Source organism: Bacillus sp. E214 (genome assembly GCF_008087365.1).
Lineage (GTDB): Bacteria > Bacillota > Bacilli > Bacillales > Pradoshiaceae > Pradoshia.
This window is the reverse complement of record NZ_VENN01000001.1, coordinates 1,131,869-1,154,921: the sequence shown is the minus strand read 5'-3', so window position 1 is coordinate 1,154,921 and position 23,053 is coordinate 1,131,869. Positions and strand designations below refer to the sequence as shown.

Genomic DNA, 23,053 nt, shown 5'->3' with positions numbered 1-23,053 from the left:
AATGGCTTTTCCAATACGGTTAAGGGCTTATTGAAGTCCGAGCTTCTTTTTCTCCGGGAATTTAAGAGTTTGGAGTATTTTGAGAAAGAAATGGCGGACTATATCCATTATTACAATCACAAAAACAAATGAAGGCGAAATTAAAAGACCTGAGTCCAGTTGAATACAGAACTCAGGTCTTGAAGCAGCCTAATTATATATGTCTAAATTTCTTGAATCAGATCACACGGGAACCGCTTTTATTTCTTAATGTTTACAGGAAATCACTTTTACACTTTTGACTTTTCCTTTTACCGCTTCTGGCAGATATTCATACGTTTCAAATGGCTTTGGTTGGCCTTTTTTCAAGCTGTCCGCATAGCCTGACAAGACTGCGACCATTTGGTTATTTTCATCTAGTAAAACGGCTGCATAGGATGCATCAAACTCTTCATCTGTCGAATTCACAAGTTTGCCTGTTACTGTGTACATTTTGTACTCATCTTCTTTTAATACAGGGTTTTCCACATTAACACCGACATATTCCTCAGATGCCTTGTCATACTCAGGCACGCAATACACTTTGGCGATGTTCTCTTGTTTGATAGATTCTTCAATAAAGAGGGTATTCGAAATATAGGTTTTCTCCCCTGGATTGACAATGTGCGGGTAACTGCTTCCGCCCATTTGGGCACCTAATACATTTCCGTCTTTGTCTTCTGCCGCTAAGTCAGAAGAATACAACACTGCTGGGATGTTGCTGGTATTTTCCAGTTCGGCATAGTAGTAAATGGTCGTGTCATCACCGGTTTCGATATAATATTTTTCTTGGGTGAATTCCAAGTTGACTTCCTGCTGATCGTTTTCTTGAACGTTAGTGGTGGTAGAAGTTGTTTCATTGTTTGTGTCTTTTGTTGCGTTCGAACAAGCCGTCAAAAACAACGCTCCAAACATAATAATGAAAAATCGCTTCATCACTGTTGTGCACTCCTTTGGTGAAATTAGGATCTTATTATAGCATGGAAGGGAAAGGTATTTTACTGTAATTTCCATTTACAAATAATTACCAGTTAGAAGCGTTGCATTAATGAAGAACGAAGGTGGAGAACAACATGAATAATTTTTTTGAGAACTGGCATATGAATTTCCAAAGAATCTAAAAAACGTGAATGAAGCACTGAGTAAAAAAGAAAAAGTATCTGGTTGTTCTTTTTGTCTGTATTACCATGGAACGGTCTTTAGTATGGTTAATCATTTTAAAAATGGAGGTATTTTCTCCTTTTGTATAAAAGAAAAGAGATATTAATAGAAATAACAAAAGCATAAGAACTTTAGTTGTTCAAATGCTTTTGTCTGGGTTTAAAAAGTCTCTTATTTTTTATCCTTACAGTGCATGGAAGCTACATAACCAAAGGTCATACCCGGTCCCAATGTTGCTCCTGGCCCAGGATAAGAATGACCCATAATGGATGATGAACAGTTACCACAAGCGTATACATTATCAAATACTGTACCGTCTTCTTTAACAACTCTTGCTAATTCGTCCGTAACTACCCCGCCTTTAGTGCCGATATCCCCTGGGTAGACTTTCATTGCATAGTAGGGAGCCTCATTGATTTCAAGTAAATTTGGATTTGGCAAAGAAGGATCCCCGTAATATCGATCATGTGGTGTTTCTCCTCTATGGAAATCTAAATCTTTTCCGTTTCGTGCAAATTCATTGAATCTGTTCATTGTTTTAACTAAATTTCCTTGTGGAATATTTAATTTGTTTTCTAATTCTTCGACTGTATTTCCTTTCAAAACAACACCATTCTCATAGTATGCTTGAGGGAAATCTTGCCCGGGGAATAGGCCAGTAAATATATATCTTTTCTTGGCTCTTGCATCTAAAATAATCCAGGAAGTGATGGCTTTACCGTCTGTTTTTTCATTATGTTCATACATTTTATCAACGAATTCATGATATGGAGTCGGTTCATTAATATATCGATTTCCGTCTTGGTCAACGATAATCATATTCGGCAAGCCTCTATCCGCTACTAAGAAAAATGGCATACCCAAATGATTAATGACAGTAGGTGCACCCCAAACTCTGTCCATTAAACCAAACTTCGCATTCAATTTTGCGAAAGGCTCAATAATATCACCAGTTTGACCTTTTGGTGAGCTTGTCCAACTCACATCTTGTGGACTTGGAAGATATTTATCTCTCTTTTCTTGATCCCGAGAAAATCCACCTGATCCAAAAATTAAGCCTTTATTGATTTTGATTGTTACTTGTTTACCGTTTTTGTTTACGATTAGGCCTGTTACTTTATCGTTTTCGTAAATAAAATCAACAAATGGTGAATCAAGCCAAATTTCACCGTTTAAATCTTTGTAAGTTAGAGCCAATCGAGCTATTAAAGCTCTACCTAATGCGGCATAATCTTTTTTGAATAATTTATGCTTAATTAATCGCCATCCAAGTGTTAAAGAAGCTCTTTTTCCTGCCCAGGACCTGGTGATCATATTCACTTTAACGAAATCCTGTCCTGTCATAACGAAACCTTTTGTATCCATAGCAGGAGGGAGAAGCTTGCTCTTCCAATCTTCTAATTTATTTAAATCAATTACTTTGGGCTCGATCGACCGGCCGATCCCTTTTCCACCCGGATGTGTCGGGTAATAGTCAGAGTAATTATTTGCATAGGAGAATCTCATATGTGGGCTTAAATTATGCATATAATCCAGCATTTCGATCCCTTTTTTCAAATAGGTTTCTTTAATTGTATCACTTACTAAATCACCTACAGTGGAATCTAAATATAATTTAGCCTCTTCAAAACTATCGGCTACACCAGCCTCAACTAAATATCTGTTATTCGGAACCCATACACCGCCGCCTGATAAAGCAGAAGCTCCTCCAAAATGCTTTTCCTTTTCAATTAGCAGTGTACTTAATCCCTCTTTTTTTGCAGTAATGGCGGCAGAAAAACCTGTTGCTCCAGAACCGACTACTACTACATCATATTCGTAATCCCAACCCATTAAAAAATCCCCCTTTGAGTAGTATCTGCGCAAAATAACAAAACCCCTAAATAGAAACCGTTAAATATTCAGACAATTAAATTTTACAGTATTTAGAACAGATTATACAATAATATTTGGAAATATTTATTAAATATCAATCAGTAGAAGGACTGAATTGACCCATACTTAATAAATGAGATAAGCATAGAGAGTGAAACGAGAGTTTATTGTAGAAAAATATATAATGTTACACCTGGTATTTAAGAATAATTTAACGAACAATGCCATTCCAATAGGGTGGAAGGTTAGTTTACCAATGGATGCTCAAAAGAAAATAATAGTTGTTATTGAGTTGGCACTTTGAAAATTACAAAATGGTAGATAAATAAGAATTGATGAAGATTAGATAAAGGAGGATCTCTGGATATGTTTTATCGTCTAGATATGTGAAGGGAAATAATCCAAAATAATCAGATCCCGATCAACTTTAGAGGTCAGGATCTTTTTATAGGTTAGAGTGCTCTAATTAGTACACTGTAATTTTTTCTTTTCTTAAAAAAGCTTATATTATCTTAACTTCTACCCAAGCATCGGTAAGAGGGATTCCCCCCAATGTTGCCTCTTTAAAGAATTGTTCTATTGAATCGAATGACTGATCTGCACCAGTGAGACTTTCCAATATCCATTTATTATCTTTCTGTATAACATGGTAGCTATTGTCTTTATACATAAAGCTGGATACGACATTGTAACCATAATCAGTATTTTCTCTTACCATTTCCATCTTTAAATCTTCTATAGAGTAATTAATTTTTTCTGTAATCATATCAGCATAGCTTCTCACATCAGAATCTGTATCATTTTTAAATAGTTCAATGAATTTCTTTAAGGTATCTTCACTAAATTGGTAAGTATAATCATTCCAAATTTTATTAGCTATAGAGATCCTTAAATCATCATCAGGATGTTCGCTCAATTGTAATAACTTTTCGCCATACCAATCTAAATCTGCTTCCTCATCAATAGTATCAAATTGGATAATTTCAGAAAGTGTTTCAGCATCATCTTGTTCGATTAACGATTCAAAGTCTTCCTTACTATATGTCACAATAGAATAGTCTTCGTCATCTGGTAATTCTATTTCCACTACATATAAGTTTTCTAGAAAATCGTCAAAGTTTCTAGCGAGTGTTATTACTTGTGAAATCTCATCATTATTATCTACGTACACAATTGGCGGATTTGAAGAAGTATGCCGATAATCAAAGGCCAGCCAGTAATGACCATCACCATTAAACAAAACAAGGCCTTTAGGCATTTTCCATTCTTCTATTAATTCTTCACTATCTAGTATTCCTCCATTTTTGCCAATTCCATCGAGGTATTCTACTTCTATGAATAAATCGTCAAATACTTCATGCTTGGGAGCGGGATGAGCATTGTAGATGATACTCCCGCCGTTTTGATCTTTTAATAATTTTATGTAGGATTCTGGAAGTTTAACACCCAGCTTTTTTTCGGCCATTTCAATAATTGAATCAGTGACCGGTAGTGGTTTGTAACCTACATCTTTATCCCATATGCTGCTTTTCAAAATCTCTTCACCTAATTTCATATAAATTATTGCTCAATATATAATTCTACAAAGTTCCATTTAATCCTTTACATATATTGGTTGATGGATAATCTTTTGTGTGACTTTAAATAAAATTTGTTTTTAAGAAAAAATGAAAGGAGTATAGAGGAAATGTTGACTAGTGGGCACTCAAATAGGGTGCCTTTTATTTGGTTTTACAGCACGAATTATATAGTTTTGCATATTTTCTATGGAGTATCTAGTTGCTTTTATGATAACTAGTAGAAATATAATCAGTAATAGAGAAGCTGATAAAAACATACTTTATATCGGCTTACAGATAATACCTTCCCAATATAGCAAAAGATACTCCACCTAATTCAAAGGGAGGAGTATCTTTTAGCTTGAGCTGGTAATAGTTTAGCAGAGTTCAAGCGCTGCCTTATAGTGATGCCGAACCATGCGGCTAGGAATGCTTTAATGATGCCGACTGGTAAAAAAGGATAAATACCTGTTACTAAAGCTTCCTGCCAGGTAAGTGCTGCAAATAGTTTTAACCAAACGCATCCAACGGTTAAGGTGATACACATACCGATTAGGTTTGCGAAAAAAGCTTGACTGTATGTATAGGATGTTTTTTCTAACCATAGCCCAATCAAAAAGGCTGTCGGAATGAATCCGATTAAGTAACCGCCCGTTGGTCCAAATAAAATACCTAATCCGCTTGTGAATTGAGAGAATACAGGTAAGCCTATAAGACCGAGTGTTAAATAGACTAATACTGTAATCGTACTGTGTCTGGATCCCAAGATGGTTGCCACAATCCCAACGGCTAATGTTTGTCCTGTAATAGGAATGAGAGGCAAAGGAATGGTGATTTGGGCTAACAGACAGATGATGGATGCACACATTGCTGCGAGAACTAGCTTTTTCGTTTTATCATGAGCCATAGACAGTCACCTCAACTGAAAAATAAGTAAACCAATTTAAATAATAGGTTAACATATTTTATGGGAAGTTAACAAGATTTGTTTAATAAATAAATGTAAAATTTAAACTATTATAATTTATTGAAAATTCTACCAAATTAAACTAATATAGTGATATTATTTAAATGAGTATAAAGATCTAGAGATTAAGGGGGATTCATTTGAGTAAGAAGGCTATAATTATACCAATTATTACAGGTTTTATCATGTTGCTGCTTTATTATGTGTACAATGTAAGACTGGAAACAACTCTGCCTGATGATGGGTGGGGAAGATCAAGCAATTTGAAAGCATCATCAAAATATCCAATGGAATATTACAGTTATCAAATAGATGATGAGTTACACATTTTTATGCCGGATGAGACAGATGTTTCTCACAAAGTATTGGATCAAAATTTCAACATGTTAAAAGAAGAATCTATCCAAGCCGAAGTGGCGCCGGCAGAACCAATTTGGGCGTCCGAGGGTCAGCTGATTTATATGGATGATGATAAGTTAACCATCAACCAAGAGGGAACGGATCAGGTAATCGCTCAAGACATTACTTCTTTTTCACCTACCCAAGCTGGAGTTCTCTTTTGGAATCAGAATGAACTAAAAGAATATAATGCAGGTACAGGTCAAACAAAGCTTATACATACATATGATCAACCTATTTACACAGGATTGCAGGCTAAAAATGGTAAGTCCTTTTTAGTAGGACTTCAAATATCTGATTCCGAGGTTCATTTTTATTCATTGTATAATGGAAAATTAAAAGAGCTGCTCGAGCATTCAGCAACTGGCGGGGATTCAATTGAGAATATCATCTATGATGCCGGAGACAAAAAAGCTACAGCTATTATCGAAAAATATTCGATGGCACAGGGACAAAGGGCCTATCAAGCGTTGGAGTTAAGCTTTGATTTAGCTACTTCAAAAGTTGAAAAAAATGAGAAGTATACTTTTTATGATGAGAAGAATGGGAGTGAGTTAGATAATCCTCGATATTTGCAGATTTCCTACCAGGATGATAAGCCGGCAATTTTATTTGTTGCTGAGGGCAGTCGAGTTGCAAAGCGTTCTGGGTATAATGTTTACTATGCCACGCAGCAAAAAGGAGCCTGGGTAGCTGAGAGGAGAAGTAATACGGAAGACACACCTGCCAGACCTCAATGGCTTGATCAGAATTATATAACTTGGCAAACGTTTGATGGGAAGGAATATGTGTTGAACGGCACAACGGATGATGATCGATATATCGAATCTTCACAAAAAATAACCAAAGAAGATTATACCTCCGCTCTATATTATTCTATTTCTGGCATATTCAGCGGCTTTTTTATGCTAGTGCTTGGACTGGTATGGGTTGTTCCTCCATTGGTCTTTTACGGAATCCTGTCGTTTATCAAGAGTGATATTTTCGAAAGGAATGAACGCAGTTGGGTAGAGCCGGTGGGAATTCTGCTCTATATCGGTACTATGATCTATATGCTGAATGAGGTCTTATCAGAAAGGTCATTCTTTGCGGCTCCATCATATTTAAACTTCGATGGTAGCTTGATTATTTGGCCTTTAATCATCAGTATTGTTACGTATATGATCTATCGCTGGGTGATGAAGGAAGATACAGGTTTATTTGCTGGATTATTTTACTACATAGGCTATAATTTGTTAGTTATGACCTGTTTATTTGGGCCATACTTATTGTGAATAACGTTAAGAAGAATACCAGGCAATCATGAAACGATTGTCTGGTTATTTTGTCGTATCGGGTGTATGAATATAACGTTACCTGCAAAATCCCAAAATCAATTTAGTAAGAGATTTCACTGCTCGGTTTATATAAATCAATATAATGGATGGGTAAATCACTAGTGAATGTAATTATTCGTTTAAATATCTTAAAATGAGTGAAAAATTCATCAAATAAGAGAGTTTCCTGTGAATTAAAGTCATACACGGACAAAAATTGTTCCATTATTTCACACGTCTCCGGGTCATTCAATATTCCATGAACTTCAAGCGGCACTTCAAATTTTAAATAAAGATGATCTAACCCAAAATCAGAAAAGACCAAAGCGATTTGATTTCTGTACATGATTCCACCTCCAATAAGCAGTATGGTGATTTGTTTAGTCTTTCAAACAGGAATTCTTGAAATATATAAAGAAAGGATAGGTGAAAGAGTGATAAGTAGTATAAATCAGGAGATTGAAGAGGAGAAACAACGGCTCGAATTTATAAAAAAATACATGCAGGTTGTCATTGATACAGCTGAAACAAACAAAGAACAATTTATGGAAAAAATGAAGGACATTTTTAAAGATGAAGACTGGGTAGAGAGTGCGGGGTATTCGCAGCTTTTAACGAGTGCAAGCTTCTATCAGCTATCAAGGTCCGAACTGGAAAGTTTAATTAAGGCATTACCTAAACCATATTTTGCGCGGGTTGATTTCACTTCTCGTGAGGCTGGCGGAATGGAGAAGCTTTATTTTGGAAAGACATCCTTATTCCAACGTGACAATCAGGAGCAATTGATCATCGATTGGCGTTCACCTATTGCTAATTTATACTATGAAGGCCGGTTGGGAGAAGTGAGTTACACATCAGAAGGTGAAACTTATGACGGTACCATTAGTCTAAAAAGGCAATTCATCATTGAGGATGGAGAGTTGCTTGACATACGGGATATCGATGTTACGACGGTGGATGAATTATTGCAGGAGTCTCTTGCCGGCAGTTCTGCCAATCGATTAACAGAGATTGTTGCAACGATTCAGGAGGAGCAGAATCAAATCATACGAGCGGATTTAAATAAACCTATTATTGTGCAGGGAGCTGCAGGAAGTGGGAAGACAACTATTGCTTTGCACCGTATTTCATATTTTTTGTATCACTATAAAGATGTATTCCAGCCTGAGCAATTATTAATTTTAGCACCAAGCTTTTTATTCCTTGATTATATTTCAGAGGCACTCCCGGAACTCGGTGTTGAGAAAGTAAGGCAAATGACCTTTCAGGGATATGTGGAAGAGGTGCTGGGGAAGAAAATTAAATTGACAGAGGATACTAAGCTTCGTGACATCCTCAAGGATCAACAATTCGTTCACATCTCAAGCATCAAAGGTTCCTCTCTATTTCAAGGGGTGCTTGACCATTATGTTGAAGAAATAAAAACCAGTTTAATGGTGCATGAAGACTTTCGGGTTGATAAGTTTAAATTGTATACAGCAAAACAGTTTAATCATCTTTTATACAATGAGTATACATATTTGCCGCTTTATAAACGAATCGAGAAACTAAAAAAAGTCCTTCAAAATCAAGTACGTTTGAATAAAGATAAAATGCTGAAAAAAGTAGTTCAGCATTATGAGGTCAGAATTGACAGGGCCTTAAACTGGAAGGGTGATGAGAAAAAGCGGAAGCAATACATTTCGCTGGCTTTGGATAAAAAAGAGGCGAGGATCAATGATCTGAAAATGGAAATCAAAAAAGCCGTCCAGGATTATATGAGCTATTTTGATAAGAGAGATATATGGACACTTTATAAAGAATTATACAGCGACCCGGACAGGCTGGTTCAATACTCAGATCATAAACTCAGTAAAAAAGAGGCGTTAGAGCTTTGCGAAAGCAGTAAGAATATCTTTTCTAAGAAAAAATATGAGCTTGAGGACTTGGGCCCTATTCTGTATTTATATGCAAAAATTTATGGAGTTAAGCCGGAGAAAAAGGCAAAGAATGTAGTGATTGATGAGGCGCAGGATTATAGCTTTTTGCAGCTTCAAGGGCTTAAAACAGCTTTGGAAACAGATATGTTTACCCTTGTCGGTGATTTGGCGCAGGGCATCCATTCTTACCGGGGAATAACCGACTGGCAGGAAGTAAGAAAATCCATTTTTCCAAGAGCCATTTATCGAGAGCTGAAAAAGAGTTACCGAACAACCGTCGAGATTATGAATGAAGCCAATCAATTATTAAAACGGCTATCCACTTCATTTCCGGAGGTTGAACCAATCATTCGACATGGCAAACCACCTGTATTTTTAGAGATCACATCTGATGAGGAATGGGCTGAACAGCTGTCTAATCAAGTAAGGAAGTTAAAGGAAGAAAAATTCAATACTTTCGCGATTATTACAAAGACTGAGGAAGATGCAGCGATTGTAAATTCCATTCTTAAACAGCATACTGAGCTAGACCTCTATTTACTTGAAGAAACGACATCTATTCCAAAGGATAAAATAGTAATTGTACCGTCGTACTTAGCGAAGGGATTGGAGTTTGATGCTGTATTTGCTGTCACATATAATGAAGTATACTCGGATAACCATGAGATCGATATTAAACTATTGTATGTTGTAATGACCAGAGCTCTTCACCGACTGATACTAATGGGGAAACAGAAGAGGGCATTTATTCTCTAACATTTGTTGGAGAAAATGTCCCTTTTTCTATTTGTTTTGGAAAACACGTTTACCGTATATAGGTAAGCGGTTGTAAGTAGTGTAAAATAGATAAGTAGATTGGATTAGGGAGGTAAGGCAGGGAGAATGAGAAATACAGTTTTAGAAGTCAAATCAATCAGCAAACAAATAGCTGGTTCTGATATCCTTAAAAATATCAGCTTTGAAATAGAAGAAGGCGAAATTTTCGGCTTAATTGGACCCAATGGTGCTGGAAAAACGACCTTAATTCGAGTGATTTGCGGACTTATGAAGAAAAATGCCGGCCAGATTAGAATCATGAATCACGAGGTAGGAACGTCTTTTGTTGACGCCATCAAACATGTAGGAGCTATTATTGAAAATCCAGCCTTTTACGATTATTTAACTGGGTGGCAAAATTTAGAATTATACGCTAATTTATATTCGAATATATCATCTGATAGAATAGAAGAAGTTGTTGAATTAGTCAACCTGACAGAAAGAATCGATGACAAGGTACATACATATTCGTTAGGAATGAAACAGAGATTAGGAGTCGCCCAGGCCATTTTGCACAAACCGAAGATTTTGATTTTGGACGAGCCAACAAACGGGTTGGATCCAGAAGGAATGCGTGACTTACGCAATCATCTTCTCTATTTGGCCAAAGAAGAGAATATATCGATTCTCATTTCCACTCATCTATTATCTGAGGTTGAAATGCTTTGTGATCGAATTGGCATCATAAAAGCGGGTGAATTATTGGAGATCACAAATGTAAAAATGGATCATCATGTGCTTATTATTGAGGTGGATGATATCCAACATGCTCTGGCTGTATTAGATGCAAATTATGAGGTTATTTCATATAAGGGAAATCTTATTCGCTTATCAGTTGAGAAAAAGGATATCCCGATGCTTAATGAAATGCTGGTTCTGAATAAAGTGAGCGTGTATCAGCTTGCTTATGACCAAAATCAGTTGGAAGACACCTTTTTACAGACGATTTCAGCGAGGGAGGTTGGAATTTCGTGAGGTCATTACTTTATAACGAACACTATAAAATGACAAATAACAAAATGGTCAGATACTCCTTTCTGGTGATGCCTTTGTTGATTTGTTTATTACCATTCTTTTTTACAAAACTGATTAAAGGAACAGACGGAAATGTGATTGACTTTATGTCTGTGCTATCCAACTTCCTAATCATCACGATATTTCTAGCGATTGGTTTGGCGGGGAGTATACTGGCTAATGAATTTCAAACAGGAACAATTAAACTGTTATTGATCCGTCCGAGAACAAGGTCAATGGTCTTATTTGCCAAATGGCTTACGATTCAATTGTATGGTATATATTTATTAACCACTACATTTATCTTTTCCTGGCTTATTGGAGGAATCATTTACGGCTTTGGAGCGGGCTATGGGCTTATGTTTCAAAAGTTATTGTTAACGTATGGAATTACGTTTTTGGAATTGATGCTGATTTCAACCTTTACATATGCAGTATCTGTCGTATTTAAAAATAGTGCTTTTGCAATTGGGTTTGGAATAGCTGCGTTACTTGGCGGGAAGTTTGTAACGGAAATTGCAGAGTTGCTGGAGCTGTCCCTTGGCAAGATTTTGCTCTTTGCCAATACACAGTGGGACCAATACTTATTCGGTAATACACCTATCCTGTCTGGAATGTCACCAGGCTTTTCGATCATCATCCTTATCATGCATTTCATTTTCTTTTATGGTGTTGCTTGGTTTTTCTTTGCAAAAAGGGATATAACAGTATAAAGTAAAGGCCTGAAAGGGTGAGAATGATGATTATTAGTGCCAGCAGGAGAACAGATATACCTGCGTTTTACTCTGAGTGGTTTATGAATCGAATCAGAGAAGGCTATTATATGAAGGTGAATCCTTTTAATCGTCATCAAACAAAGAAGGTTTCACTTTTGCCGGTAGATGTGGATGCAATTTGTTTTTGGACAAAGAATCCAAAACCGATGAATCCCTATATTCCTGAATTGGTGGAGATGGGCTACCGTTTAATGTTTCAATATACTCTAAATGACTATCCAAAAGAGATTGAGCCAGGGATGCCAAGTTTATCTAACAGAATGAAAGAGTTCCAGTATATATCTGATTTAATCGGGCAGGAGAAAGTAATCTGGCGATACGATCCCATTGTGTTAAGCAATAAAACGAATGTGGAGTATCATATCGAGCGATTTACTCATATAGCAAAACAATTATCCGGGTTTACTACGCGTGTAGTGATTAGTTTTCAAGATTTTTATACGAAGACAAAAGGTAGACTTGCTAATCTGGAAAAGGTGGAGGGCTATCAATTCGATGACTGGCTTGACCCTAACAATCGGTCAGCTTTAAATGCATTGACCCGTACCATTGGTTCAGTTTGCAAGCAATATGGAATGGTACCAGAGACTTGTTCGGAGATTATTGACTTGGATACACACGGAATCAAACATGGCGCGTGTATTGATAAAAACTTTATTGAAGAAGTATTTAACCTGCAATTATCCGGTAAAAAGGATAAATACCAACGGGCTGAATGTGGGTGCATGGAGGCAGAAGAGATGGGTTCATATGATACATGCCCATTTGGCTGCGTATATTGCTATGCGGTAAGAAGTCCGAAGCTGGTGCAGACAAATAGACAAAAACATGATCCAACTAGTCCTTATTTACTGATAAACGGGTAAAATAATGATATACTTAAGGATCGTATAAAGGAAGCGGTGAAGAGTTAATGAGTTATTTACAACCAGGTATTAAAGCAACATTAACAGTGGAAAGAGAGGTTTCATTCGGATACTTTCTTTCTAATGGTGAAGAAGATGTTTTGCTTCACACACATGAAATCGTTGGTGATCTTGAAATAGGGCAAGAAATAGAGGTTTTCTTATTTAACGATAAAGAAGGCCGATTGACAGCCTCCATGAAATTGCCAACCATTACTGAAGGTGATTATGATTGGGTTCCGGTCGTGGATGTTCATCCAAGCCACGGGGTTTTCCTTGATATCGGACTTCAAAAGGATTTATTGATCTCCAGTGACGATTTACCAAAATTAAAAAGCCTATGGCCAGAAGTAGGAGACCAGCTTTATGTTACATTAAAAGTCGACAATAGAGGCAGAATGTTTGGTCGTCTTGCTACTGAAACCGTTGTACAGGAATTAAGCGAGCATGCTCCTGAATCAATAAAAAATAAAGATTTTGAGGGAAGAGCTTACCGTTTATTAAAAGTAGGCACCTTTATTTTAACAACAGAAGGGTACCGCTGTTTCATTCATGAGAGTGAACGTGCGAATGAACCAAGGCTGGGTGAATTGGTCAAGGGCAGAATTATTGAAGTTAAGCCTGATGGCAGTACAAACGGCTCGTTGCTGCCACGTACGCATGAACGCCTTGATGAAGATGCGGAAGCAATCTTTACTTATCTTGAAAGCCGCGGGGGCAGCATGCCTTATTGGGATAAATCGGATCCGGAGTCTATCCAAAAACGTTTTGGTATGAGTAAAGCAGCTTTTAAACGTGCACTCGGCCGACTAATGAAGGATCGCAGAATTACACAAGAGGATGGCTGGACGAAGATAACGAAACAATAAGGGGAATGGATATGAATATACTTTGGGACTTTGACGGCACTTTATTTGATACCTATCCCGGTTATGCGAGAATGGTCAAAAGTGCAGTGGAGACACCTCTTTCGGAGGAAGAAATCTTTTCCTTGCTAAAGGTGTCGTTTGGCCATGCGTTCAACGAACTTAAGCTAACCGAAGAACAAATTAAACATATTCATATACTTGAACGGCAGTTAAAGCCCTTGGATTTCAAACCGTTTCCGGGAGTGAAGAATGTGCTGGAGGCAGCGGATTTAAATGTAATCATGACGCATAAATACCGTGAAGGTGCCGAGAGTATTTTAAAAGCAAACGGAATGGATCAATATTTCACAGAAATAGTAGCCATTGATGACGGATATCCAAAAAAACCTCATCCAGCAAGCTATCAGTACCTGCACGATAAGTACCGTATTGATCTCGCGGTTGGGGATAGGGAGTTAGATATTTTACCTGCCAAAAGTATTGGAATCAAAACCTGCTTATTTCAGAATGATACGCCAGGTGCGGATTATTATGTTAATAGCTATGATACGTTTTTTGAGATTGTTAAAAGATAAGTTAAGTTCAACAGGTGGAGAGAGAACAAATTGTTCTTTCCCACCTGTTTTGCTTTTTATGGATAGATTATAACGAATCCCTTGCTGGAAATAGATTTTTAACATATATACTTTACTAATAAGATTGCTGGATTAGGAGAAAAGAATAGATATGAGGTTAAATAGCCATTAATAGAGCCGTTATTCAGAATAATAGAGCCAATTTTAGTGATAATAGAGCCGATTCTGACCAGAATTCAGCCGAATTCAGCAATAATTGAGCGAATCAGTAAGGAAATAGAGCGGATTAGTTTTCCATTGGATATTTTCTCAATCTTTAGGATGTATAGCGATAAATGAACATCCCATGAGTACAATTATGTAATTCAGTATCTGTAAGGGTTATTTCACATATTTAAGATTTACATTAAATTTTGAATCCTCAAAGCGAAATATCTTTACATACCAAATAATTTATCCTTATAATTTAATTTACTAATCAAAAGATAATTTAAAGAAATTTGATTACTGAAGGAGTTAGAAAGTTGAAAATAAAAGACTTTACTTTAACAGCCATTTTTTTATCTATTATTCTATTATTTGCGTTTACACCATTTGGTTTTATTCATTTAGGTGTAATTAAAGCAACCTTAATTCATATTCCAATTATTATTGCCTCTATTATTTTAGGCCCAAAGATAGGTGCGTTATTGGGATTAGTATTTGGATTTACTAGTATTGCTGTAAATACGATTACTCCGACATTATTATCATTTGCTTTTTCACCAGCAATTCCCGTATTAGGAACAGATCAAGGAAGTTTTTGGGCGTTATTTATTGCCATTGTTCCAAGAGTAATGATTGGATTTATACCTTACTATATTTTTAAAGCATTTCGTAATGCTATAACAAAGAAAAATTCGCTTCAAAAACCTGCTTTATTTATTACAGCTTTAGTGTCCACTTTTATGCATACATTCTTGGTTATGGGTTCTATTACCTTTCTATTTCAGGATGCCTATGCAGAGGCTATTAACGCTGGCAGTACAAGTGCCATTTATAAAGCTGTTTTAACTGTGTTTTTTACAAATGGACTTGCCGAAGCACTCCTTGCCGGGATGGTAACGATGGCGGTAGTTCCGCCTTTATTAAAGATTTCGAGAAGATAAACTCATGTCACTATTTCTGAATATCAATTAAGAAATGTCAAACTCACATATTAATTTGAACGCCATTTTGAATATCAATATTCAAAATGGCGTTTTTTATAGTTGCTGTTTGGATTGAACTTATTATCAAGTGTTATAGAAGTTACTAAGTATAGAGTAATTTCAAGGAAAATAAGCAGTACGTGTCGTCTATAATCAATTTTTCCAACTACGCGGCTTTATACTATTTTCGTGGGATTAAATTGTGAAAAGTAATGATATTTTGTATATAATTGTTAAATAAAGCGATCCGATTTGATTGTCGAATGCTATGCATGGTTTATTGTCTTTTTCATTCAGTTAAAGGGACGTTTTATTCGAAAAAAAAGTAAAAAAGGAAATCGTAGGTGATAGTGTTGTTCTTAAAGAGAATTCAACTTGAGCATGAAAACATACCTTCTTATAATGAGTATCCTTTCTCTATTCCTTCAATAAAGAATCTTCACCAATTGAATTTGAAAATCAATGTTACATTTTTTGTTGGGGAAAACGGTTCAGGAAAATCTACACTTCTAGAAGCAATTGCTGATAAATGTCAGTTTAATACAGCAGGTGGAGGGCGGAATAATACTTATAATGTTCATGCTTCAGAATCCGCACTTGGCGAATATATAAGGCTTTCGTGGCTTCCTAAAGTCACAGACGGTTTTTTTCTTAGAGCAGAGTCATTTTATAATTTTGCTTCTCATATTGATGAAGTAAAAGCTTATAATGCCTATGGCGGACGTTCTTTGCATCAACAATCTCATGGCGAGTCTTTTTTGTCCCTCTTTTTAAACCGATTTAAAGGGAGAGCCATCTATTTATTAGATGAACCAGAAGCTGCCTTATCACCCCAGCGACAACTTTCATTTTTGAAAATCTTACATGATTTAGTCACTGCAGGGGACAGTCAATTTATAATCGCTACACATTCTCCAATTCTTTTAGGATATCCCAACGCCACAATTCTAAGTTTTGATAACGATACAATTAAAGAGATAGATTATGAAATGACAGATCACTATCAAATAACGAATTACTTTTTACAAAATAGACACAAGTTTTTGCGAGAGATATTAGAAGATTAATCATCCAGAAGACACCGTATGTAGTCGTTTGATTAAGATTAAGGCTTTAATTATGGAGTATGAAATACAGAAGGATTTAAGCTGTTTTGTAATTTTTTATATTTAACAAGGCACTAATCCAAATTATAAGAAAAAGACTATCAGTTAAAATTCACTGATAGTCTTTTGCATTCATTACTTTTTAACTGTCTCTAAATACTCATCATACGTCATTTGTTTGTCGATGATGCCATCTGGAGTAATTTCGATAATACGGTTTGCAATCGTTTGGATAAACTGGTGGTCATGAGATGTGAAGATCATGGCACCTTTGAAATTAATCATACCGTTATTGACTGCTGTGATGGATTCCAAGTCTAGATGGTTCGTCGGTTCATCCAAAAGAAGAACATTTGCTCCGCTGAGCATCATTTTGGATAGCATACAACGAACTTTTTCGCCACCGGAAAGAACAGACGGTTTCTTCATTACTTCTTCACCAGAGAAGAGCATTCTTCCGAGGAAACCACGAAGGAATGATTCGCTTTCATCCTGTGGAGAGAATTGACGAAGCCAATCCACTAGAGTTTGCTCGTTTCCTTCAAAGAACTCAGAGTTGTCTTTAGGGAAGTAGGATTGTGAAGTTGTAACTCCCCATTTGAATGTTCCTTCATCAGCTTCCATTTCACCCATTAGGATTTTAAATAGAGCTGTTTTGGCATTATCATTTTGACCAACTAAAGCGATTTTGTCGTCTTTATTCATAATAAAGCTAACATTGTTCAGTACCTTTTCTCCATCAATCGTTTTGGATAGACCTTCTACACGCAGAAGATCATTACCAATTTCGCGCTCTGGAGTGAAGTGTACATATGGATAACGGCGGGATGAAGGTCTAATATCATCGAGCGTAATCTTTTCCAATAATTTTTTACGGGAAGTGGCCTGTTTAGATTTAGAAGCATTAGCACTGAAACGGGCAACGAATGCTTGTAATTCCTTAATCTTTTCTTCCTTTTTCTTATTGGACTCAGCTGTTAATTTTTGTGCCAATTGGCTGGACTCATACCAGAAATCATAGTTTCCGACATACAATTGGATTTTTCCGAAATCAAGGTCTGCAATATGTGTACATACTTTATTCAAGAAATGACGGTCATGGGATACAACAATTACCGTATTCTCAAAGTTGATTAAAAATTCTTCAAGCCATTGAATAGCTTTGATATCAAGGTGGTTGGTAGGCTCATCGAGTAATAATACGTCCGGTTTGCCAAATAAAGCTTGTGCAAGCAATACTTTTACTTTTTCTCCACCATCTAGCTCAGCCATCTTTTTGTTGTGTAATTCTTCTGGTATCCCTAACCCTTTAAGTAGGATTGCTGCATCAGGTTCTGCTTCCCAACCATTCAGTTCAGCAAATTCACCTTCAAGTTCTGCTGCTCTCATACCATCTTCGTCGGAGAAGTTTTCCTTCATATAAATAGCATCTTTTTCTTTCATAACTTCATAAAGTCGGGCATGTCCCATAATAACTACTTGAATCACTTCAATATCTTCATATTCGAAGTGGTTTTGCTTTAAGACTGTAAGGCGCTCTCCAGGGCCAAGGCTGACAGTTCCAGATTGAGGCTCTAGCTCACCTGATAAGATTTTAAGAAAAGTAGATTTTCCGGCACCGTTGGCGCCAATTAATCCATAGCAGTTTCCAGGTGTAAATTTAATATTTACATCTTCGAACAATTTTCGGTCTCCAAAGCGAAGACCTACGTTATTTACAGTAATCATGTATTTCATTTCCTCCGTTTGCTGGTATCTAGCAAATTATATCACCACATGTACACATTTTGAAAGAGAAGTGCTAACATTCTCGTGTTTTAGTCAGAAAACAGCACTTTGACGGTGGTAATTTATGTAAAACAACTACTTCTTTAGCTATAAAGACAAAAAATCCAGTACTAACAGAATCAATAGATAAAGCGCTTACTGATATACTTTTCTGTAAATTTGTTACATTAACGTAATATTAGTGACATATATGTAATAGGTTTAACATCTATTTGTTCTTAACAACTATTTTAGTTAGCTGGTAGGATAATGTCTGAAATTCATTCGGTCAAAATAAAGGAGGTTAGCCCGATGAATCAATTGATTATTGCAGTATTAATCTCAACATCACTTGCGGGAGTCATACAAGGTGGCTTCGTTTCCTCATTCAATAATAATAAAACTCAACATATAGATCAGCAGCCAACAGCTGAAGTAAGTCAAGTAGTGAAAGATGATTTGACTGATTTTATGTTTATAGATATGCCTGAAAAAAAGACAAGCTCTACAATCATTCAGAATGATAAAGAGTTTGAGCATACTTCATATGAATCTATTAATTCAAGCATTAAAGATACAGAAATGAACATACAATCATCTGCTAACGCTGCTGCCGATGCAACAGATCGAGTCGAAACGAAAGACGTGCAATCGACTGAACGTAGAACAGACTTATCTAAGATAGAAAAGGCTGTAAAGACGGAAAAGACTCAGGAAAATAAGGTTATTAAAACACCTGCAGTTGAAGATAAAGATGAGGTAAAAGAAACATCTGTAAAATCACCAATTGAAGAAGAGGTAAATAAAAATACAGAAACTGCCGTAACTTCTGAAGTTGAAGAAGTAGATGAAGAAATAAATACATCTGCTGAAAACTCTGAGCAGGATGAGAAAATCATTACTGTTAAGGCAACAGCTTATACCGCGGATTGTGAAGGTGGAACTGGTGTCACATACACTGGTATAGATCTTAAAGCTAATCCTAATCAAAAAGTAATTGCTGTTGACCCATCTGTAATTCCACTGGGCACAAAAGTTTATGTGGAAGGGTACGGACATGCAATTGCCGGAGATATTGGAGGAGCAATTAAAGGTAATAAAATTGATGTTTTTATTCCATCACAAAGTGAAGCGGAAGACTGGGGTATTAAAACAGTTGATGTGAAAATTTTGGAAGACTGATAGGTTTTTTGATTGGTCATGAAAAGCAATCCAAGCACGCTGGATTGCTTTTTCCTTTCTATTCTAGTAAAAGAGGGGTAGTATCAATACCATATGTTTTAGTCAATTACATAAGTGTATAGAAGGAATTTAAAATTTAGGAATAGAGCGACAGTTTATTTTTTTCGTGATTTGTAGTAAAATTTAATTCTTTGACGGGGAATTATTATATTTTTAGTTTTTGAATCAATATGGAGGAATTCTGATGACAACTGCAACTGTAGATGAATATAATTTAGAGAGTTTGCTGGATTCATTAAAGATGGATGCTTTAAAGAATATCCGCAGAAATCTAAATTTAAAAAACATGAGTTCATTAAGAAAAAAAGAATTGGTAGCAGCACTGGCTGAGAAAATACCAGCTTCTGTCCCTGAGAAGGTTCAAATGATGGATCTTCATCAATACACAGCTATTGTAGCGATGATGACAAAAAGCGGGATTATGCCAATAGAACAAATTGGACTTGAAAATGTATTTTACTTATCAAGTATCGGATATATCCACCCTTCCAAAGTGGAAGATCAACCAGTGGTTGTAATGCCGACTGAAGTAATGAAACAATTTTACAATTTAAATCCAAAAGAAATCATGACTGTCATTAACCGTAATCAAAAAGTGACAAACATTCTTTTTGGGTTAATTCGTTATTATGGATTTATAGAGGTTGAAAAAGCTCATAAATTGATTGAAGGATATATCCAGGAAGAAGTGGATATTGAATGGCTGCACAATTACATTCGATATTTGGAAGATTTCTATGGAGATTTCCGTCTAGATGATGAATATATTATTCATGATACTATCAAGGAATTAGATGGATTTAAACAGGCTCAGGCAAGCAGAGTAGGCTTGAAATACTACCATATTCCTGCTGAAACTATGGTAAACGTGAACCGGTACGAGCCATTTGAAAGAACAGAGCAAATGGTTGAATTCATTCACTATTTATCAGATACGTATTCTTTGAAACAAGAAGAAGCAGCAGAATTGGCAGACCGTTTTATCTTTAAAGTTCAATTCGGAGAATCCTTGCCTGATGTGGTGAAATGGTTTGGAGAACAAATTGAATTTGAGTCAGAAAAAGATATTAATGCACTGGTTGAAAAAATGGTTACTGTCGTAAACAATACAAGACTATGGATTTTAAAAGGTCACACACCTTCTGAATTATCCTCTCCATCTGCTAGTAAACCTGCAGCTTCTGCTCCAGTTCTAAAAACTCAACCAAAAGTAGGCAGAAATGAACCTTGCCCATGCGGCAGCGGCAAAAAATATAAAAAATGCTGCGGTAAAGCTTAATCTCATACAGGTAACTTGTGAACATGGTGTGTACCTCGTGGCGTTTGCTACGGGGGATATGCCGTGTTTTTTATTTTTAACAAAGAAGTAGATGTAAGAACAGTCATAAGTTGATTACTTTATCATCATTCTTAAATGCGTTATAATCATCCAAAATAGAGCGAGGAGGGTATGAATGGAGGATTTTGAATCTTTAACATTGCCAACCTATATCAAGCCTGGATTGGATATTGTATTTTGTGGGATTAATCCTGGCAGAATTTCTGCTCTAAAAGGGTATCATTTTGCGAATCCAGCGAATTTGTTTTGGAAGGGTTTGTATTTGGGTGGCATTACGCCGTATCAGTTTAAACCTGAGGAGACGGCAAAGCTCTTGGACTATGGTTACGGAATAACTGATATTGTCGGCAGGGCAACAAGATCTTCTTCTGATTTGAAAAAAGATGAATTTATAGAGGGTGCGGCTGACCTAAGGAATTTAATCACTCAATACAAGCCTAAATGTTTATGCTTCATTGGGATTACTGCCTTCCGCTATGCAACAAACCGTCTTAAAGGCAAAGTAGAACCAGGTCTTCAGGACGGCTTGTTTTTTGCTACACCTGATTGGGAAGGCTGCTATATCTTTGTTGTTCCATCTACAAGCGGGGTAAATGCCCATTATACGAGAGAAGAACGAATAGACTATTTCCGGCAATTATATGAGTGGAATAAATCTCAAAAATAAATAGGTATAATATCTGCTGACAGAGGCATGATATGGTTAGAAAGTTCAGCAGATTATTGACATTTCTGAAAATGTGCCGTATTATAAGGTATAATGTTTATCTTTATAAAATTGACCGTAAATAGACATTCACTTATTATAAAGTGTTCTCTTTTTTACAGAGCGGTACTTTTTATAATAGGTGAATCTTTATTTATCACACATTTTTGGAGGTAACAAAATGAAAAACGGTAAAGTAAAATGGTTTAATGCAGAAAAAGGTTTCGGATTCATTGAAGTTGAAGGCGAAAATGATGTATTCGTACATTTCTCCGCTATTCAAGGCGAAGGTTTCAAATCTCTAGAAGAAGGCCAAAGCGTACAGTTCGACGTAACAGAAGGCGCTCGCGGACCTCAAGCTGAAAACGTAATTAAGCTTTAAGAAGTATGCGAATAAAGGCTATCCCAGGTATGGATAGTCTTTTACTACATAATTAACTTCTAAAAGAAAGGTGTGCCGGTTATGTATAATCGAAAAAATGTTGAGGAAATAATCCCTGAAGAAACGAAGGTGTGGGAATGTACTTCTGATGATTGTAACGGTTGGGTACGTGACAATTTCAAAGCTACAGCAACACCTAAGTGTCCATTATGTGGTAGTGAGATGACAGAAGGAATTAAAATGCTTCAAGCGATTAATAATCCTAGACGGAACGATTAAGCCGTCCAGCTTTCTCACAGAAACAGACCATTGAATATGTGGTCTGTTTTTTTTGTCTTGTTTTTTATTTTGTGAATTTAACAGTATTTTCAATAGATCAAAATGAAACCATTTATTCGTCTTAATCGTATGTAGGGGTATGTAAACACTACAGAAAAGAGGTATCCCAACTGTGAATTTGCCTTATGAACAAGAATTAAATGAATGGAAAGAATTTTTAATTGGCTATAAGTTTGCATTAAGTGAAATGAATACAAAACTGGAAATATTAAATCAGGAGTTTGAATTGATTCACAATTACAATCCAATCGAACATATTAAATCGAGAATGAAAAGTCCACAGAGTATTATGAAAAAATTAAAACGAAAAAACCTAGATATTACGGTTGAAAATGCACAGCAGAATGTCCGTGATATAGCCGGGATTCGTATTTCCTGTTCGTTTACGACGGATATTTATGCGATTGTAGATGCCCTTGGAAAACAGGATGATATACATATTATTGAGATTAAAGATTATATTAAAAACCCTAAGTCAAACGGGTATAGGAGCCTTCATTTGATTACGGAAATACCAGTGTTTTTTTCGAACTGTAAAAAATGGATGCCGGTGGAAATACAAATTAGAACCATTGCCATGGACTTTTGGGCGAGCCTGGAACATAAAATTTATTATAAATTCTCTAAGGATGTACCTGAGCATCTACTCCAAGAATTAAAAGGGTCTGCCGATATGATTGCAGAATTGGACGATAAAATGCTCAGAATTAATGAAGAAGTTCAGATATATAAAGATATTGATAAATTAATGAGTGAAACCAAACTTTAATTAACCTCCTTCTTCCATTAAAAAAATGTGTCAAAAAGGTAAAA

Annotated in this window: 21 protein-coding genes and 1 pseudogene; 16 read left to right on the top strand and 6 right to left on the bottom strand. The window is 36.1% G+C overall.

Translation table 11 applies throughout. The features are described 5' to 3' along the window. Positions 1–21: 21 nt before the first annotated feature. A pseudogene (locus FHY47_RS19180) lies at positions 22–182 on the top strand (IS3 family transposase); the annotation flags it as partial. 64 nt (positions 183–246) lie between these two features. On the opposite strand, the gene FHY47_RS05295 reads toward FHY47_RS19180, so the two are convergent. From FHY47_RS05295 to FHY47_RS05280, 4 genes are all read right to left on the bottom strand, one after another. After that, the gene (locus FHY47_RS05295; protein ID WP_148629783.1) at positions 247–957 is read right to left on the bottom strand and encodes a hypothetical protein; all 711 of its coding nucleotides are present in this window, start codon (positions 955–957) and stop codon (positions 247–249) included. 393 nt (positions 958–1,350) lie between these two features. Continuing rightward, the gene (locus tag FHY47_RS05290; protein ID WP_139891848.1) at positions 1,351–3,012 is read right to left on the bottom strand and encodes an FAD-dependent oxidoreductase; all 1,662 of its coding nucleotides are present in this window, start codon (positions 3,010–3,012) and stop codon (positions 1,351–1,353) included. A gap of 544 nt (positions 3,013–3,556) precedes the next feature. Then, entirely contained in the window at positions 3,557–4,609 is a 1,053-nt protein-coding gene (locus tag FHY47_RS05285) for an SMI1/KNR4 family protein (RefSeq protein WP_077248010.1), read from the bottom strand. Between the two features lie 341 nt (positions 4,610–4,950). Next, positions 4,951–5,520: a biotin transporter BioY gene (locus FHY47_RS05280; RefSeq protein ID WP_139891851.1), complete on the bottom strand. Its 570-nt coding sequence runs from the start codon at positions 5,518–5,520 to the stop codon at positions 4,951–4,953. 200 nt (positions 5,521–5,720) lie between these two features. On the opposite strand from FHY47_RS05280, the gene FHY47_RS05275 reads away from it, so the two are divergent. Continuing rightward, positions 5,721–7,253: a hypothetical protein gene (locus FHY47_RS05275; RefSeq protein WP_148629782.1), complete on the top strand. Its 1,533-nt coding sequence runs from the start codon at positions 5,721–5,723 to the stop codon at positions 7,251–7,253. Between the two features lie 103 nt (positions 7,254–7,356). Here the strand turns inward: FHY47_RS05275 and FHY47_RS05270 are convergent, their stop codons facing one another. Continuing rightward, positions 7,357–7,641 (bottom strand): hypothetical protein, encoded by a 285-nt coding sequence (locus FHY47_RS05270; protein ID WP_066103440.1) that lies wholly within the window; start codon positions 7,639–7,641, stop codon positions 7,357–7,359. A gap of 88 nt (positions 7,642–7,729) precedes the next feature. Between FHY47_RS05270 and helD the strand changes: the two genes are divergently transcribed. From helD to FHY47_RS05230, 8 genes are all read left to right on the top strand, one after another. After that, on the top strand, positions 7,730–9,970 hold the full coding sequence (gene helD / locus FHY47_RS05265) for an RNA polymerase recycling motor HelD (RefSeq protein WP_262365967.1): 2,241 nt from the start codon (positions 7,730–7,732) through the stop codon (positions 9,968–9,970). 126 nt (positions 9,971–10,096) lie between these two features. Next, the gene (locus tag FHY47_RS05260; protein ID WP_066103443.1) at positions 10,097–11,005 is read left to right on the top strand and encodes an ABC transporter ATP-binding protein; all 909 of its coding nucleotides are present in this window, start codon (positions 10,097–10,099) and stop codon (positions 11,003–11,005) included. Continuing rightward, positions 11,002–11,757, top strand: a complete 756-nt coding sequence (locus FHY47_RS05255) for an ABC transporter permease (RefSeq protein WP_066103446.1) — start codon at positions 11,002–11,004, stop codon at positions 11,755–11,757. Before FHY47_RS05260 ends, FHY47_RS05255 begins: the two co-directional genes overlap by 4 nt. 26 nt (positions 11,758–11,783) lie before the next feature. Next, the gene (locus FHY47_RS05250) at positions 11,784–12,686 is read left to right on the top strand and encodes a DUF1848 domain-containing protein (protein ID WP_222861897.1); all 903 of its coding nucleotides are present in this window, start codon (positions 11,784–11,786) and stop codon (positions 12,684–12,686) included. 47 nt (positions 12,687–12,733) lie between these two features. Continuing rightward, a complete protein-coding gene (locus FHY47_RS05245) occupies positions 12,734–13,594 on the top strand; it encodes a CvfB family protein (RefSeq protein ID WP_140461526.1) in 861 nt (286 codons plus the stop codon). Between the two features lie 11 nt (positions 13,595–13,605). Beyond that, positions 13,606–14,169 carry an HAD-IA family hydrolase gene (locus tag FHY47_RS05240; RefSeq protein ID WP_148629781.1) on the top strand — a complete coding sequence of 188 codons (564 nt, stop codon included), beginning with the start codon at positions 13,606–13,608 and terminating at the stop codon, positions 14,167–14,169. A 524-nt stretch (positions 14,170–14,693) separates the two neighbouring features. Continuing rightward, positions 14,694–15,317, top strand: a complete 624-nt coding sequence (locus tag FHY47_RS05235) for an ECF transporter S component (RefSeq protein WP_066103455.1) — start codon at positions 14,694–14,696, stop codon at positions 15,315–15,317. Between the two features lie 395 nt (positions 15,318–15,712). Next, entirely contained in the window at positions 15,713–16,426 is a 714-nt protein-coding gene (locus tag FHY47_RS05230; RefSeq protein WP_066103458.1) for an AAA family ATPase, read from the top strand. A 174-nt stretch (positions 16,427–16,600) separates the two neighbouring features. On the opposite strand, the gene FHY47_RS05225 is transcribed toward FHY47_RS05230, so the two are convergent. Further along, positions 16,601–18,193: an ABC-F family ATP-binding cassette domain-containing protein gene (locus FHY47_RS05225; protein ID WP_066103460.1), complete on the bottom strand. Its 1,593-nt coding sequence runs from the start codon at positions 18,191–18,193 to the stop codon at positions 16,601–16,603. A 351-nt stretch (positions 18,194–18,544) separates the two neighbouring features. Here FHY47_RS05225 and FHY47_RS19445 point away from each other — a divergent pair, with 351 nt between their 5' ends. From FHY47_RS19445 to FHY47_RS05195, 6 genes are all read left to right on the top strand, one after another. Then, entirely contained in the window at positions 18,545–19,414 is an 870-nt protein-coding gene (locus tag FHY47_RS19445; RefSeq protein ID WP_316245986.1) for a 3D domain-containing protein, read from the top strand. Between the two features lie 244 nt (positions 19,415–19,658). Continuing rightward, positions 19,659–20,753, top strand: a complete 1,095-nt coding sequence (locus FHY47_RS05215; protein WP_139891857.1) for an SEC-C metal-binding domain-containing protein — start codon at positions 19,659–19,661, stop codon at positions 20,751–20,753. 175 nt (positions 20,754–20,928) lie between these two features. Next, positions 20,929–21,480, top strand: a complete 552-nt coding sequence (locus FHY47_RS05210; RefSeq protein WP_066103469.1) for a mismatch-specific DNA-glycosylase — start codon at positions 20,929–20,931, stop codon at positions 21,478–21,480. Positions 21,481–21,700: 220 nt separating this feature from the next. Then, positions 21,701–21,901: a cold-shock protein gene (locus FHY47_RS05205; protein WP_066103471.1), complete on the top strand. Its 201-nt coding sequence runs from the start codon at positions 21,701–21,703 to the stop codon at positions 21,899–21,901. A gap of 81 nt (positions 21,902–21,982) precedes the next feature. Then, entirely contained in the window at positions 21,983–22,180 is a 198-nt protein-coding gene (locus tag FHY47_RS05200) for a cold-shock protein (RefSeq protein WP_066103474.1), read from the top strand. Positions 22,181–22,352: 172 nt separating this feature from the next. After that, positions 22,353–23,009, top strand: a complete 657-nt coding sequence (locus FHY47_RS05195; RefSeq protein WP_225983575.1) for a GTP pyrophosphokinase — start codon at positions 22,353–22,355, stop codon at positions 23,007–23,009. Positions 23,010–23,053: the final 44 nt, after the last annotated feature.